Raw genomic sequence first — 14,559 nt, forward strand, 5'->3', positions numbered from 1 at the left:
CACAAATGGTGCGCAATACTATAGGTTCCGCGCAAAATTGCGGTCGAGCATGACCTCAAATTCCCTTATCGGAGATAGCACTACGCATGGCGAAAGAAGAAGTATTGGAGTTTCCCGGTCTCGTGACGGAGCTGTTGCCCAACGCGATGTTTCGGGTAAAGCTCGAAAATGATCATGAAATCATCGCACACACAGCTGGCCGCATGCGCAAGAACCGCATCCGCGTTCTCGCCGGCGACAAGGTTCTCGTTGAAATGACCCCTTACGATCTGACCAAGGGTCGCATCACCTATCGCTTCAAATAATCAGCTCCGCGTTCCGCAGGATATTCGACGTCAATGAGCGACCAGCACAAATTCGTTCTTGCATCGGGCTCGCCGCGCCGTCTGGCGCTGCTGGGCCAGATCGGTATCGAGCCGGATCGTCTGCTACCTGCGGATGTCGACGAATCCCCGCTGCGGGCCGAACATCCGCGCTCGCTCGCGCGTCGTCTGTGCCGCCTGAAGGCAGAGAAAATCGCAGACGAACTGAAGAACGATACGGATTTCGGCGACACCTATATCATGGCCGCCGATACGGTTGTCGCGGTTGGCCGCCGCATTCTGCCAAAAGCGGAAATCCTCGACGATGCGACTGCGTGTCTCCGATTACTCTCAGGCCGTTCCCATCGCGTCTATACTGGGCTGTGTCTCATCACACCCAAAGGCAAGCAGCGTCAGGATCTGGTCGAAACCCGCGTGCGCTTTAAACGTCTTTCGCGCGAGGAACTGGAGAGCTATCTTGCTTCTGGTGAATGGCGCGGCAAGGCCGGCGGATATGCGATCCAGGGACTTGCAGGCGGCTTTGTCGTCAAGCTGGTTGGCTCCTATAGTAATGTCGTTGGACTGCCGCTCTACGAGACTGCCAGCCTTCTACATGGTGAAGGCTATCCGGTCTATGCCAACTGGCAATCTTCAGGACGTTAAACGGAACTGATCCATTGACTGAGACCAAGAAAAGCACGGCAAACGTGACGCCCTTGCGGCCAACGCGACCTTGCCCGGAATGCAAGCGCCCTTCGCAACGGGAACATTATCCCTTTTGTTCGGCACGCTGCCGCAACATCGATCTCAGTCGCTGGCTGACCGGAGCCTATGTGTTACCAGCCGTCGAAAGTGCGGACGACAGCGACGACGAGCAGGAATAGCTGAGCCGCTTCACGTTCTTTTCATTTGATGCCGCTAATTTCTGCCCTGGTCAGGACAGGAACGCTCCATGAAGATTGCGATCATCGGCACCGGCTTCGTTGCCGATTATTATATGACGACGCTCGTCAACCATCCGCAACTTATGCTGGGTGGCGTCTATGACCGTGATCCAGCCCGCCTGAAACAGTTTGCCGATTACTATAAGGTCGCGACCTATCCAGACTTCGAAGCAATCCTCGCTGACAACGAAGTTAGTATCCTTGTGAATCTGACGACACCCGAAAACCATTACTTGCTCTCGAAACGGGCGTTGGAAGCAGGCAAACATGTCTATTGCGAAAAGCCGCTTGCCATGCGCTACCAAGAAGCGGCAGAACTGGTAGCGCTTGCCGAACGCCTTGATCTTATCCTGGCATCAGCACCAGCCAACGCCATGAGCGACGCGTACAGGCTCGTCGCCAAGTCGCTTGACGATATCGGTAAACCACGGCTGATCTATGCCCAGATAGAGGACGGTCCGGTTTTCCGCGCCAATTGGCAGGGATGGCGTTCCGTTTCGGGTGCGCGGTGGCCCGGTCTGCATGAGTTCGAAATAGGCAGTACGCTCGAACACGCCGGTTATGCGCTATCTTGGCTGGTTTCTTTGTTTGGTCCTGTCGAAAGCCTTGCCGCATTCTCGACGCTCACATTTCCGGACAAGGGACCTGGAACCGGGGCAATCAAGATGGCGCCCGATTTTTCCGTTGGTTGCCTGCAGTTTCATTCGGGTGTCATCGCTCGTCTCACCTGCGGTCTTGCGGCGCCGCGCGACCGATCGTTGATGATTCTCGGTGATAGGGGAACACTGACGGCGGAGGATCTTTGGGATCACCGATCAGCAATCTATCTTGAAACTGCCGCAGAAGGCCGGACGCTACGCACCAAGGTTGTCGATCTTATGGAAGTGCATCTCAAGCGCTTCCTGCACTGGAAGCCATTGCCGGGACGCAAACTCGCTTATGACAATTCGGCAAGACGTGCAAAGCTCCCGGCTTATCCATCGCAGATCGATTTTGCTGGGGGCATTGCCGCGCAGGCTGACGCCATCGAACAAGGCACGCCGCTGTTTTCGTCGGGCAAGGCTGCGCTTCACATCACCGAGTTGGCGCTCGCGTTGAACAACGCCGGTTCGCTGCCCCAGCCTTACAAGATGCGAAGCACTTTCTAGAGCTTGATGATGCGCGTTGTCGCTGGTTGCGCCAAGACGATGTTGATGGCGCGCAGGGCGTTGATGCTGTCTGAAAGCGGCATGACCGTCGAGGTTTTTTCGTTTTTACCCATCGCGTCCATCATAGCCATCGCTTCGAATTGTAAGCCATTGCCCTTGAAGGGATAGTCTTCCACCCTTCGTCCGGGCAGTGGAAGTCGATCGAGTATTTTGCCGACAAGCCCGGATGGCCCTTGCAGCGGGCCAAAGGGCGCGCCCTGCGCGAAGCCGTGATAGACCGTCAGTCGCTGCGCCTTCAGGAAGGGCGCATCCAACCGGAGAACACCTTTTGTGCCTTCGATGACGAAATGGTTTGCACCATCACGGTCGAACCCGCTCGTGAGTTGCGCTTCCGCTTCGTCGTAATGCAGCGTTATCTCCGAACTCATGTCGACGCCATTCGGCGCAGGGTACCAGAGGCCTGAAACCTTCTGTGGCTGGCCTAGAAAGTACATAGCGAGCGATACGCAATAGATACCGAGGTCGAGACTGGCGCCGCCGCCAAGCGATCGGCTGAAATAGCGACTTTCTGGATCATACTGGTGTGCATAGGCCAGTTCCGCCGTTATCTTGCGAATAGCGCCGATCTCGCCCGCATCGATATTCGCTTTAGCTGCAACTATGGCCGGCAGGAACCGCGTCCACATCGCTTCCATGGCAAAGACATTCACCCGCGCTGCTTCCCGCTGGATGACAGAGGCTTCCGTATGCGAGGGGGCGAGGGGCTTTTCCGCAAGGATTGCCTTGCCGGCTCGTATGGCCTTCAGCGCCTGCGCCAGGTGCAGGGAATTCGGCGTCGCAATGTAGACTGCATCGATGGACGGGTCGCTCAAAAACGAATCGAGATCCGAATAAGCGCGGCGGCTGCCAAAAGCACTACGGAACTCCTGTGCGTTGGGCGCACTCCGAGAGTGATTAGCAATAAGCGCGGCATCCGGCACGAGCATCAAGTCCGACGCAAATCGCCGGGCAATTTCGCCGCTGCCAATAATCCCCCAACCAAAGACCCGGTCTTTGGTTGTCTTCTCCCCCGTTTCATCCATGCAATACGAATCCCGTCTACAAGCCTCAACAAACGCACCAATGCATGCCCTTTGCAAGAGGCAGAAAAACGGCAAAAAATTCGCGAGTTGATGCTGGACAGCACGATTTTTAGTGTTATAACCCACGCGCTTCTGACGGAAAACCAACCCGTCGACAAGGCTTGCCGGATAACGGAAACGCCACGAAGTGCCCAGATAGCTCAGTTGGTAGAGCAGCGGATTGAAAATCCGCGTGTCCGTGGTTCGAATCCGCGTCTGGGCACCACTTCTCTTAGGTAGGTGATTGATTTTATTGGATTTTTGATGTTCTATAAGATTCCAATCCACCTATCAATCCACCTCAAATTGATGATGTCACACATATTTGTGATTATTCAAATTATCGAAGCCCGTCGTGGTGAACAGTTAGAGGTTGACTGTGCTTCAACTCAACCGAATCGTGGGTACAACGCGGGCAACTGTAGTCGGTCGTCACCGTTATCAATGCAGACGGCCGACTTCCTCTCCGCCAGACATCCATAGTTATCATTTGAAAACAAGCTCTTAACGATTCGGTGCAATCGGGATATACCCACCATTGCTGGTCGGTTGGTTGGCCGGTTGCGGACAGTCAATCATCCACGAAATAGGGATGACCTCTATCCGCACCATTATTTCGACATTAATGGCTGCTCATGGCGCGTTTCGGAGAGGGCAATCTCACGCTTTCGGCCCGAAACGGGGCTGTTAGAGAACCACTCGGCTTTATTCAGTGACGAAGTCGTCGGCGGATGCTCGCTTCGGCGTCCTCACGCTCGGCCTCTCTCTCGTATGTTTTCGCCATGTCAACGGGCAAGGATGAGGACAAATAGGGGTGCGTGAATTGCAGAGCTTCGGCCCAGCCGCGATATTGCGCCGACAATTCCCGTTCTTGTGCTCCGCCTTCCCCGTGCCACGGAGCCGCTCGTGCAGGGCGACCGCGATGCGCGACTTGCCGATGCCCGGCTCGCCCGACATCAGCGCTACCTGACCCATGCCATCCTTGGCCCGCTGCCAGCATTCGTGAAGCAAGGCCATTTCCTGCTGGCGGCCGACGAGCGACGTGAACCGCATCCCATGGAGCGCCTCGAAGCGGCCCTCGGATTGGCTCTCGCCAGTGACGCCCGTACATTTTAGCGCGAGATAGCGCGCCATTCGAGTGGCGTCTTCCGGGGTATCGAATTGCATCGGATCGTAAGCAGGCACAAGTTGCCCATTGTCCGCTCGGCTGAATACGACAACAACGATAAGACGCGCGGGATGATCATTGGCGTCAGCCAATTCACACATCCTTTTTCTTTATCAATTTCGACAACTGGTTTCGTCACGCCGCGCCAAGGATAGGTTGTCGGCTATTTCGATAATGGCCGACAGTATCTCATCCCTGTGCCAGCCTACGTCGGACGCTTGGCCGACCAGTTCTATCAGTTTGTTCTCAATCGCCAACTGGCATGCATCAAAACGCTCGGGATGATTTCTAGAACAGTGCGGTCTCGGAATTGGCATGATACCTTTCTCCTGAAAGGATATCTCATTTCATCGGACATCACCTCTGCAGCGTATCAGTCGGCTCGCCCCTATTCAGTGATCTTTGGTGGAAACTCAATCGGTGCCAGACCCTGCATGACACGAAGCTTGTTCGCAGTCGTGACGGACAGGTTGGTCCATATGTCGGCTATCGGCTCGGCCGCTTGGGTAAGGTCGTCGTCGATGTCGTGCTGTTCCATTTCTTCGATGATGCGATCAAAGGTCTGAGCTCCTTGCTCGACCACGCGGTAAAGCCTGGCCGCCTGCGCAGCGCTCAAATCAGCGATCTCTCGCGTTTGTGTAACATCGTCGGCGATCTGCTTGGCGAAGTCCGCTTGCTCCTGCAGCGTTGAAACCCAATCGATGGCCATGATCTAGAACCTTGAGGATTGTCACAAACGTCAAACTGAGACACTACAAAACGAGCCGCACAGGGGAGAACCATTCGATCCACTAGCGAGAAGCGGACTGGACGCGGTCACTTACAGTGCTACAGCGCGCGCCGTGGCAAGAACGAAACGTTCCCATTGCCACTACCAAACGCACTTACTGTGTCTGCGCCATCAACAGGATCGATGCCGGTAGCAACAACCGAAACCCGGAATGTTCCTTCAAGAGCATTGTCGAACGTGGCTCCCAGAATGATATTGGCTTCGTCGTCTACTTCCTCGCGGATCCGCGTGGCCGCCTCATCAACTTCGAACAGGGTCATATCCCGTCCGCCAGAAATGGAAACCAGGACCCCCTTGGCTCCTTTCATCGAAGCGACATCAAGTAACGGATTTGCAATGGCCGCTTCGGCCGCTGCGATCGCTCTGCCAGTACCTGAGCTCTGCCCGGTACCCATCATGGCGCGGCCCATGTCGCGCATCACCGCCCGAACATCGGCAAAGTCCAGATTGATTAGCCCTTCGCGGACCATCAGATCTGTTATGCAGGCAACACCGGAATAAAGTACGCGGTCCGCAGTTGCGAAAGCATCAGCGAACGTGGTCGACGCATCTGCAACGCGGAAAAGATTCTGGTTTGGGATGACGATGAGCGTATCGGCGCTGTCTTGCAGCAATTCGAGCCCGTCCTCTGCGAACTTCATGCGGCGGGTCCCTTCAAAATTGAATGGCTTCGTCACGACAGCCACCGTCAATATGCCGGCGTCGCGTGCTGCTCGTGCGATCACGGGAGCAGCTCCTGTCCCAGTTCCACCGCCCATACCGGCGGTTACGAAACACATATGGGTTCCGTTGAGATGGTCCATGATCTCGTCGATGCTTTCCTCAGCCGCGGCTCTCCCGATGTCCGCTTGCGATCCGGCTCCAAGGCCTTGCGTTACATTCACACCGAGCTGTATCAAGCGGCCGGCCTTCGACATGGTCAGTGCCTGGGCATCGGTATTCGCGACCACGAATTCCGTTCCCTGAAGCCCCTCGCGGATCATGTTGTTGACGGCATTGCCGCCACCACCGCCGACACCAATCACAGTTATATTTGGCTTCATTTCGGTGATTTCCGGATGCTTGGGGTTGCTCGACATCACTTTGTCCTTCCTTGCCTGCAGCGAACTGGCATAGTTGGCACGGGATGGGATTGCCGGATGAAATACCGAAAACGAATCAAATCAGCTCATCCCGAGCAAGGGATATGAATCAGACAAGCGTCGTTGACGCAACCGTTGGCTCGGCCCCACTATAGTCTTGCAGAAAAGAAACCACCATCGCACGCCAGACGACCACTTTCTGACATCACTCAAGGCTGATCGGAACACGGCGGCCGATACCTTTAGTTGACGAACCGGACAACGACGCCCGGCTTCACCATTCCAGCTAGCTCCTCGGCGTCCCAGTTCGTCAGGCAAACGCAGCCATGCGACCCGACTTTGTTGATAAGCTCGGGATCGGGCGTTCCATGAATGCCATAGGTTGGCTCGGTTAGATCGATCCAGACACTTCCGACCGGCCCATTGGGCCCTTGGGAACGGTGAGGACCTTGTCATTCTTCCCTTGCTTAAAGTTGACCTTTGGATTGTACCTAAAGACGGGCATCCGCGCGACGCCCTTCACCCTGTGCGTTCCCCCTGGAGAAGGATTGTCCTCGCTGCCAACTGTCGCGGGATACGCCGCTAAAATGACATCGCGATTATCGTAAGCCGTGACCTGTCCAGCCGTCTTGTCGGCTTCGATGCGGGCCACATTTCCTTGGCGCGCGGGACCCGGTATCGCTACTTGGACTGTCTCGCCAGGGACGAAATCCGAACTTGGATTAAGCGCAGTCAGCAAGTCGATATGCATGTGGAAACGCTCTGAAAGCCTTTCGGCGACGCTGGTGTAACCCAAGCTGGGCATCTTCGCCTTTTCACCGTAGTCTGCGGGAATATGGTCCACGAGGCCTTTCGCGTCGTCCGCCGTGACCGTGTAGGTGCCGATAATCGGGCCACCCGTCTCCAGCCTGCTGATTACATCGGGGTCGATTGTGCCGTCCCGGGCATCCCCGTCATCTTTTCGAAACTGGCCACCGCCTTGGTAGCGTTCTTTCCATAAATGCCGTCGATCACGTCCGGCGATGTACCCGCACGGTCGAGGAGAACCTGAAGGCGGACGATCGCAGGATCGGGATCCGTCGATGGTTTCGAAGCGCGTTCCGCCGGGATTGCGGACAGGGATGCAGAATTGATCGCGTCGGGTTCGACCTCTGCAGCTTCAGCGACGATGACGGAAACGAGCAGAAAGAACGTGGACATTCCAACGAGTATTCTCATGTCCGCTCAAATGGAATTGCGATGAAGATGTTCCAACAATAATCGTTCGTCTGTGTGAGCGTGTGATCAAATACGCTCTTCTGTGAGGCCTTTGATTGCGGCATTTCGAGAGACCGCTAGTGATTCGCGGATTGGCTCCAGATCTTGTTCGCGGGCTGTGGGTTACAAGATCTGTTCTGGTTTTACCTATTCGGATCGGGTCCATCCCGTGCCCATTCAGGTCATCGACTTCTCGCATCTCCCACGGGCACAAATCTTCAATTGCTACGTCCGTGCTTTGAAAATCTGTCTCGACTGGAACCGCACATTCGAAACCCTTTAAGGCGATACGTTATGACGGCTTCATGCCGAAAACTCCGTCTTGACCGAGATATTTCAGCTTCAACCGGCCAGAAAACCGGAGGCGTCATAGCGGCAACAATGCGTCAGGCTTCACATCACCGATTGATGCGTAAGTGTGCGTTTCCCTGACACCAGGAAGCGGCAGAATGACCCGCTGCAGGAATTCCTGAAACGTCGCCATGTCAGCTATTCGTGCTTTGACCAGGTAGTCGAATCCACCAATCACCATATGGCATTCGATGATTTCGGGTGCCTTCGCAACAGCCTCTGCAAAGCGGTCGAAGACGTGCGGCGCGGTGTGATCGAGTCTTACCTCGACAAAGACGAGAGTGCCGCGTCCAATCTTTGAGGGCTCCAGCACAGCCCGCACGGCGCGGATAAAGCCTTCACTGAAAAGCCGCTTGATGCGCTGTGATGCGCCGGTCGGTGACAGTCCAACGCGTTCGGCGAGGTCAAGTACGGTCCGGCGACCGTCTTCTTGCAATAGCCCGAGCAACATCCGGTCGATACGGTCCAGATCGTTCATTTTGGATTCACACTTTCCCCGGTCTGAATGCGTGATAATCACGCAAAGAGATCGAAATCACTATATTTCATCACGCCGGTTTGCTCAATATGCTTGGAAAGCACTAAACGCATAACCGGAACGAAGGCAGGCAACATCATGGACAGTACACAACCTGCCTCGAGCAATCACACAAAGGGTGAGATCAAGATTCTCTCGCTGAGCGAAGCGGAGATCAAACAATGTATCGACCTGCGCAAGCTGCTAGATGCGCTAGCGGACGGGTTCAAAGCGCTTTCCGAAGATCGAGTCGTCAACCCAGCGCGGCCACAACTCGATATTCCGAATGCAGGCTATTCGTTGGCCATGCCGGCCTGGATAAAGGGCATGCATTTGACCGTAAAACTGGTCAACGTGTTCGAAGGCAATATCGCCCGGGGCATCCCAAGTCACCTCGCAACAATACATCTCTTCGATCCAGAAACAGGAATGCCTGTTTGCATTATGGATGGCACCTATATCACGGCCGTACGCACGTCTGGCTCGGCTGTCCTCTCAGTGCGAGAGCTCGCCAGGCGTAATGCCAAGGTCGCGACCGTAGTGGGCGCTGGCGTTCAAGCTAGCCAGCACCTTCACCTGTTGCCACTAGTTCGAGATTTCCAGGAAATCCGAGTTTTCTCGAAGGATTTTGCTGATGTGCAGGCTCTGTCGTCACGTCATTCAGGTATCACAGCCGTCGAGGACCTCGAGGCCGCGGTACGCTCTTCAGATGTCGTGTGCCTCGCAACGCACTCCTACGTTCCCGCGATATCCGCAGAATGGGTTCAACCAGGAACGCACGTGTCCTCGGTTGGTGTTGCGCCACCCGGCGGCGAACTTCCGATCGATTTGATCGCTCGCGGCAAGCTCTTCGTTGAAACGCGGGACGCCTTCTCGCCAACACCCGTGGGTTGTTGCGAACTTGCAAATATCGATCCGGAGGCAGGCACCGATCTTGGTGCGATGTTGCTGGGACTGCGACCAGGTCGGACGTCAGATCAGCAGATCACGATCTACAAAGCCATGGGCGTCGCCATGGAGGATATGGTGGCAGCCGACCTCGCTTACCGCGAGGCCAAACGCCTAGGTCTGGGCCAAGCTATTTCTCTCTAGAATTCAAGGCGCTCACTGGAAATCACTCATCCCGATATGCTCTAAAGAGTGATTGTAGAAATCTTATGAACCAATCGGGCTCGGTGGAAGATCCGCTGATATCGGCATTTTCAAACGAACGTTTATCCGTGGGAACCGACTTTGAACAAACGCTTAGAAGTTTTCACCAAAGTTGCCTGGAATTGACCTGCGGTCGGTTACCACGCGCATCATCGAAGTAGTCTGGCGAAGGTGAAGATCGCATTCTGGCGCTAGTCAGTTCGGACAAATTCCATATAAAAGTGTAATGGTCCGAAAGGCTGGTTCTAAGCACCGTCTCGTTCATTCGGACGAGCTCTTGAAGTCAGGGCAAAGCTTGCGCTTTAGGTCGTCTATTTACTCCGCCGATGACAATAATCTTGTGAAAAATCCGATACTAGGGCACAATTTGTGAACGCATCTGAAGTGCGGCGCTGTTTCAAATACGCCCGTCTCGCGCCGAGTGACAGTTCGTGTTGGAGGCTCGGCGTCGATGGATCAGGGGTTCTTTCTTCTGTTCGCTACGGTGTCCGTGATCACGGCCCTGGCGGTGGTCTTGGCGCGGAATCCGGTTCACAGCGCATTGGCGCTGATGGCGTGCTTCCTGCAGATATCGGCAATCTTCGTCCTGCTTGAAGCGCCGTTTCTCGCGGTCATCCAGATCTTCGTCTATGTCGGCGCGATCATGGTCTTGTTCCTGTTCGTGATCATGATGATCGATGTGCGCGAAGCCGTGTTGCAACGGTTCGTGCCGGGCGGCAACCTGCCGGCTCTGGTGCTGGTCGCCTTGCTTGGGTGCGAGATGGTTGCCCTGGTGCTCTGGAGTGACCGCTTTGCGGTCGCGGAGCCTGCAGCTATGGGCGGCGGCGATAATATCAGGCAGCTCAGCACAACACTTTTCGCCGACTATCTCCTGCCGTTTGAAGTTGCCTCCGTCATCCTGCTGGCGGCTCTGGTCGGCGCCATCGTGCTGGCACGGAAGGAGTCGGGGTAATGGTTCCGCTCTGGTGGTACATTTTGCTCGGAGTGGTTCTGTTCGTGATAGGAGCAGCGGGCGTGCTGCTCAGGCGCAATATTCTGGTCGTGCTGATGTCGCTCGAACTGCTGCTCAATTCGGTCAACATCAACTTCATCGCTTTCGGGCGTTACTACGACGATTTCCGCGGACAGATCTTCGCGATTTTCGTCATCGCAATCACCGCGGCGGAGGTTGCCGTCGCCCTCGGCATCCTGGTCGCCCTCGTGAGGAACAAGTCCACCCTCAAGGTCGACGACGTGACCATGATGAAGGGATAGCGGCTTGGACCCGGTGACATCCATCCGGCCGTTGCTTGCCGTCGCTGTCGCAGGTCTGGCGGCCCTTGCAATTCTCCTTCTGAACAACCGCGAGAAACTCCGCGATGTCGTCTCGCCATTGGCCGCGATTGCCATGTTCGCGATTGTCGTCTCGATGGCGCCCACCGTGCTGGCAGGTGGGACGATCGATTTACACCTGTTCGAGATTCTGCCAGGGATAGACTTCGCCTTCCGGGTCGATGCGCTTGGCATGGTGTTCGCCACGGTCTCGTCGCTGCTGTGGATCGTGGCGGCGATCTATTCCATCGGCTACATGCGGCACTTGAACGAGCACGCGCAGACCCGATTCTTCGCTTGCTTTGCCACTAGCCTCGCGGCGGCCGTCGGGGGTGCTTTCTCCGCCAACCTTTTCACGCTGGTGATCTTCTACGAGGTGCTCAGCCTCGTTACCTATCCGCTCGTTTACCACCACGAAGACGAAGAAGGATGGGCGGGCAGCCGCAAATACCTGGTCTATTTGATGGGGGCGTCGAAGAGTGTGCTTCTCGCCGCGCTGGCGCTGACCTACCACATTGCGGGGACGCTCGACTTTGTGGCCGGCGGGCTGCTGGCTGGCATCAATGCCTCGCCGGCACTGTTGACGGTCGTCTATTTCTGCTATCTCTTCGGCTTCGCCAAGGCTGCGGTGATGCCGATGCATGCCTGGCTGCCTGCCGCGATGGTGGCGCCGACTCCGGTCAGTGCGCTCCTGCATGCGGTTGCGGTTGTCAAGATGGGCGTGTTCTGCGTGCTTCGCGTGGTGTTTCACATCTTTGGCACAGGGCTCGTGGACGGCCTCGGCCTCGGCATCGCCACGGCCTATCTTGCATCGTTCACAATCCTGATGGCATCGATCTACGCCCTGACGCGCGACGACCTGAAGGCGAGGCTCGCCTATTCGACGGTCAGCCAGCTCTCCTACATCGTGTTGGGCGCTGTTCTCCTGTCACCGGTCGCGATGGTCGGCGGGATCATCCACATTGCAGCTCATGCGTTCTCCAAGATCACGCTCTTTTTCTGTGCCGGGTCGATCTACTGCGCGTCTGGCAAGCGGAACATCAGCGACATGGCCGGTATTGGCCGAAGGCTGCCCTGGACGATGGGGGCGTTCTTTGTCGGCTCCCTCAGCATGATTGGAGTGCCGCCGACCGCCGGCTTCGTCAGCAAGTGGTATCTGGCGCTGGGTTCTGTGGAGGCGGGGGATATTGCGTTCCTGATCGTGCTCCTGGTGAGCTCGGTCCTGAACGCCGCCTACTTTCTGCCGGTCAGCTATGTCGCTTTTTTCGGGACGTCGTCTCAGGAAAGCCCGGCGACTGTTCGCGAAATTCCGATGATGACGGTCCCGCTGGTCGCGACGGCCATCCTGTCGGTGTTGATGGGCATCTTCCCCGACTATTTTCTCGCCCTGGCGCAAGGAGTTGTCAGATGATAAAACGCGCGGTTGATTTCTTTGGTGACGAAAGATACGCGAGCCAGCGACGCCGGCTGTTCTATCTGGTGCTCGTTCTGGTCGTCATCGCCGATTTTCTGGTCCCCCGCGAACATGCCGAATACCTGTGGGACCGCCTGCCGGGCTGGTCGGCGGTCTACGGCTTCGGCTCCTGCGTGCTGCTGATTTTCGTTTCCAAGTTCCTTGGCCATCAGTGTGGGATTATGCGGCGCGAGGACTACTATGACTGACTTTGTCCATCCCACGCTGCTGTTTATTCTCGGCGCCTTGCCGATCCCCTTCCTGAGAGGGCCAATCGGCAAGGCGTACCTGCTTTTGATCCCGGCGCTGGCCATCGTCGTCGTGCTCACGATACAGCCGGGCAACTACGGCGCTGCGCAAATCATCGGGCAGGAAATCCTGGTCGCGAAGGTGGACAAGCTGAGTATCGTCTTCGCTACCGTTTTCACCATCATGGCGCTGATCGGGATGGTCTACGCGTTGCATCTAACGCATGCCGGGCAGCATGTGGCTGCATTCATCTACGTCGGCAGTGCACTCGGCGTGGTATTCGCCGGTGACTACCTGACACTGTTCCTGTTCTGGGAAGGTATGGCGTTTGCTTCTGCCTATCTGGTCTTCGCCCAAGGCGGCCGGAAGGCGGTCGCCGCGGGCTTCCGCTACCTCATGGTCCACATCACCGGCGGCGTCGTTCTGCTTGGTGGCATCATTCTCCACGGAGTCGCCACCGGTTCGCTGCTCTTCGGTCCGATTGAGGGCGAAATGGGCGCCGCCGCCTACCTGATCCTTGCCGGGTTCACCCTCAACGCCGCAGTGCCGCCGCTCAACGCATGGCTAACGGACGCCTACCCGGAGGCGACCGTCACCGGGGCCGTGTTCATGAGCGCCTTTACCACGAAGACTGCCGTCTATGTACTGGCGCGGGCGTTTCCGGGGACCGAGCTGTTGGTTTGGCTCGGCGCCATCATGGCGCTCTATGGTGTCATCTACGCAGTGCTGGAGAACGACTGCCGACGGCTCCTGGCCTATCACATCGTCAGCCAGGTGGGCTACATGGTGGCGGGGATCGGGATCGGGACCGAAATGGCGGTGAACGGGGCCGCAAGCCATGCCTTCGCGCATATCCTATACAAGTCGCTGCTGTTCATGGGGGCGGGGGCGGTGATCTACGTCACCGGGCGGCGAAAGCTCACCGAGCTCGGCGGACTCTACAGGACCATGCCGCTTACTGTCGCGCTCTACATGGTCGGCGCCTTCGCGATTTCGGCATTTCCATTCTTCTCGGGCTTCGTCACGAAGTCGATGGTGGTGGCCGCGGCCGGACAGGATCACCGCGCGCTGGTGGTGCTGGCACTGACGATGGCATCGTCGGGGACGTTCCTGCACACCGGACTCAAGCTCCCGTACTACATGTTCTTCGGCACGGACCAGAAGCTGGAGGCGCGGGAACCTCCCCGCAACATGTTGGTTGCGATGGGCATGGCGGCGGTGCTCTGCATGGCGATTGGCGTGTTCCCCCAGCCGCTTTATGCATTGCTGCCCTATCCGGTTGATTTCCAACCCTATACGGGCGTCCATATTACCGAGAGCCTCGGCGTGCTGATGTTCACCGCCTTGGGGTTCGTGCTTTTCCTCAAGTCCCTCGACCCCGAGAACACAATCAGCATCGACACTGACTGGTTCTACCGCAAGGGAGCGAAGTATTTCATGTGGCTCGCGGAGAAGCCGCTGGCGCGCTATGAGAAAGCGGTGAGCAATGTTTCCGAGACCGCGGTGCTGCCCTTCCTGCATGGGGCGGCACGAACGGGACTGCGGATCGATGTCGCCGGCGTGGACGCCGTCGTGAACGGCGTCGCCCGCTCGATCCTGCGTGGTGGCGGGGCACTGCGACGACTCCAGACCGGCGTCGTGACCCACTATGTGCTGGCGATGATCGTCGGGTTGATCGCAGCCATCGTCGTCTTCGCCGTGGCGTGGCGGTAGG

At 56.9% G+C, this 14,559-nt stretch carries 14 protein-coding genes, 1 tRNA gene and 2 pseudogenes; 11 read left to right on the top strand and 6 right to left on the bottom strand.

Annotation, left to right across the window (positions count from 1 at the left end):
* The first annotated feature begins 86 nt into the window (after positions 1 to 86).
* The 4 genes from infA to LB462_RS20845 all read left to right on the top strand — a co-directional run bounded on the left by infA (position 87) and on the right by LB462_RS20845 (position 2,394).
* On the top strand, positions 87 to 305 hold the full coding sequence (gene infA, locus LB462_RS20830) for a translation initiation factor IF-1 (protein WP_008122731.1): 219 nt from the start codon (positions 87 to 89) through the stop codon (positions 303 to 305).
* A gap of 33 nt (positions 306 to 338) precedes the next feature.
* Complete coding sequence (locus LB462_RS20835) at positions 339 to 965, top strand: Maf-like protein (protein WP_224511989.1); 627 nt, start codon at positions 339 to 341, stop codon at positions 963 to 965.
* A 14-nt stretch (positions 966 to 979) separates the two neighbouring features.
* Positions 980 to 1,186 carry a DNA gyrase inhibitor YacG gene (gene yacG, locus LB462_RS20840; protein ID WP_224511991.1) on the top strand — a complete coding sequence of 69 codons (207 nt, stop codon included), beginning with the start codon at positions 980 to 982 and terminating at the stop codon, positions 1,184 to 1,186.
* Between the two features lie 68 nt (positions 1,187 to 1,254).
* Complete coding sequence (locus tag LB462_RS20845; RefSeq protein ID WP_224511993.1) at positions 1,255 to 2,394, top strand: Gfo/Idh/MocA family protein; 1,140 nt, start codon at positions 1,255 to 1,257, stop codon at positions 2,392 to 2,394.
* On the opposite strand, the gene LB462_RS20850 is transcribed toward LB462_RS20845, so the two are convergent.
* Positions 2,391 to 3,476 carry a Gfo/Idh/MocA family protein gene (locus LB462_RS20850; RefSeq protein WP_224511995.1) on the bottom strand — a complete coding sequence of 362 codons (1,086 nt, stop codon included), beginning with the start codon at positions 3,474 to 3,476 and terminating at the stop codon, positions 2,391 to 2,393. The genes LB462_RS20845 and LB462_RS20850 overlap by 4 nt on opposite strands.
* 189 nt (positions 3,477 to 3,665) lie before the next feature.
* On the opposite strand from LB462_RS20850, the gene LB462_RS20855 reads away from it, so the two are divergent.
* A tRNA-Phe gene (locus tag LB462_RS20855) sits at positions 3,666 to 3,741 on the top strand.
* 479 nt (positions 3,742 to 4,220) lie between these two features.
* Here LB462_RS20855 and LB462_RS20860 read toward each other — a convergent pair.
* From LB462_RS20860 to LB462_RS20880, 5 genes and pseudogenes are all read right to left on the bottom strand, one after another.
* The gene (locus LB462_RS20860) at positions 4,221 to 4,775 is read right to left on the bottom strand and encodes an AAA family ATPase (protein WP_224511997.1); all 555 of its coding nucleotides are present in this window, start codon (positions 4,773 to 4,775) and stop codon (positions 4,221 to 4,223) included.
* 296 nt (positions 4,776 to 5,071) lie between these two features.
* Positions 5,072 to 5,392: a hypothetical protein gene (locus LB462_RS20865; protein WP_224511999.1), complete on the bottom strand. Its 321-nt coding sequence runs from the start codon at positions 5,390 to 5,392 to the stop codon at positions 5,072 to 5,074.
* Between the two features lie 188 nt (positions 5,393 to 5,580).
* A pseudogene (gene ftsZ / locus LB462_RS20870) lies at positions 5,581 to 6,552 on the bottom strand (cell division protein FtsZ); the annotation flags it as partial.
* A 245-nt stretch (positions 6,553 to 6,797) separates the two neighbouring features.
* A pseudogene (locus LB462_RS20875) lies at positions 6,798 to 7,773 on the bottom strand (L,D-transpeptidase family protein).
* 406 nt (positions 7,774 to 8,179) lie between these two features.
* Entirely contained in the window at positions 8,180 to 8,641 is a 462-nt protein-coding gene (locus LB462_RS20880) for an Lrp/AsnC ligand binding domain-containing protein (protein WP_224512002.1), read from the bottom strand.
* Positions 8,642 to 8,779: 138 nt separating this feature from the next.
* Here LB462_RS20880 and LB462_RS20885 point away from each other — a divergent pair, with 138 nt between their 5' ends.
* The 6 genes from LB462_RS20885 to LB462_RS20910 all read left to right on the top strand — a co-directional run bounded on the left by LB462_RS20885 (position 8,780) and on the right by LB462_RS20910 (position 14,558).
* On the top strand, positions 8,780 to 9,772 hold the full coding sequence (locus LB462_RS20885) for an ornithine cyclodeaminase family protein (protein ID WP_224512004.1): 993 nt from the start codon (positions 8,780 to 8,782) through the stop codon (positions 9,770 to 9,772).
* Between the two features lie 511 nt (positions 9,773 to 10,283).
* Positions 10,284 to 10,784: an NADH-quinone oxidoreductase subunit J gene (locus LB462_RS20890; RefSeq protein ID WP_224512006.1), complete on the top strand. Its 501-nt coding sequence runs from the start codon at positions 10,284 to 10,286 to the stop codon at positions 10,782 to 10,784.
* Positions 10,784 to 11,086 (top strand): NADH-quinone oxidoreductase subunit NuoK, encoded by a 303-nt coding sequence (gene nuoK / locus LB462_RS20895; protein WP_023800378.1) that lies wholly within the window; start codon positions 10,784 to 10,786, stop codon positions 11,084 to 11,086. Before LB462_RS20890 ends, nuoK begins: the two co-directional genes overlap by 1 nt.
* 4 nt (positions 11,087 to 11,090) lie before the next feature.
* The gene (locus tag LB462_RS20900) at positions 11,091 to 12,554 is read left to right on the top strand and encodes a monovalent cation/H+ antiporter subunit D family protein (RefSeq protein ID WP_224512008.1); all 1,464 of its coding nucleotides are present in this window, start codon (positions 11,091 to 11,093) and stop codon (positions 12,552 to 12,554) included.
* Positions 12,551 to 12,805, top strand: coding sequence for a hypothetical protein (locus tag LB462_RS20905; protein ID WP_224512010.1), 255 nt, complete (start codon positions 12,551 to 12,553; stop codon positions 12,803 to 12,805). The genes LB462_RS20900 and LB462_RS20905 overlap by 4 nt, the downstream gene beginning before the upstream one ends.
* A complete protein-coding gene (locus LB462_RS20910; RefSeq protein ID WP_224512011.1) occupies positions 12,798 to 14,558 on the top strand; it encodes a Na(+)/H(+) antiporter subunit D in 1,761 nt (586 codons plus the stop codon). The genes LB462_RS20905 and LB462_RS20910 overlap by 8 nt, the downstream gene beginning before the upstream one ends.
* Position 14,559: the final 1 nt, after the last annotated feature.

Source organism: Phyllobacterium chamaecytisi (assembly GCF_020164455.1).
GTDB lineage: Bacteria > Pseudomonadota > Alphaproteobacteria > Rhizobiales > Rhizobiaceae > Phyllobacterium > Phyllobacterium chamaecytisi.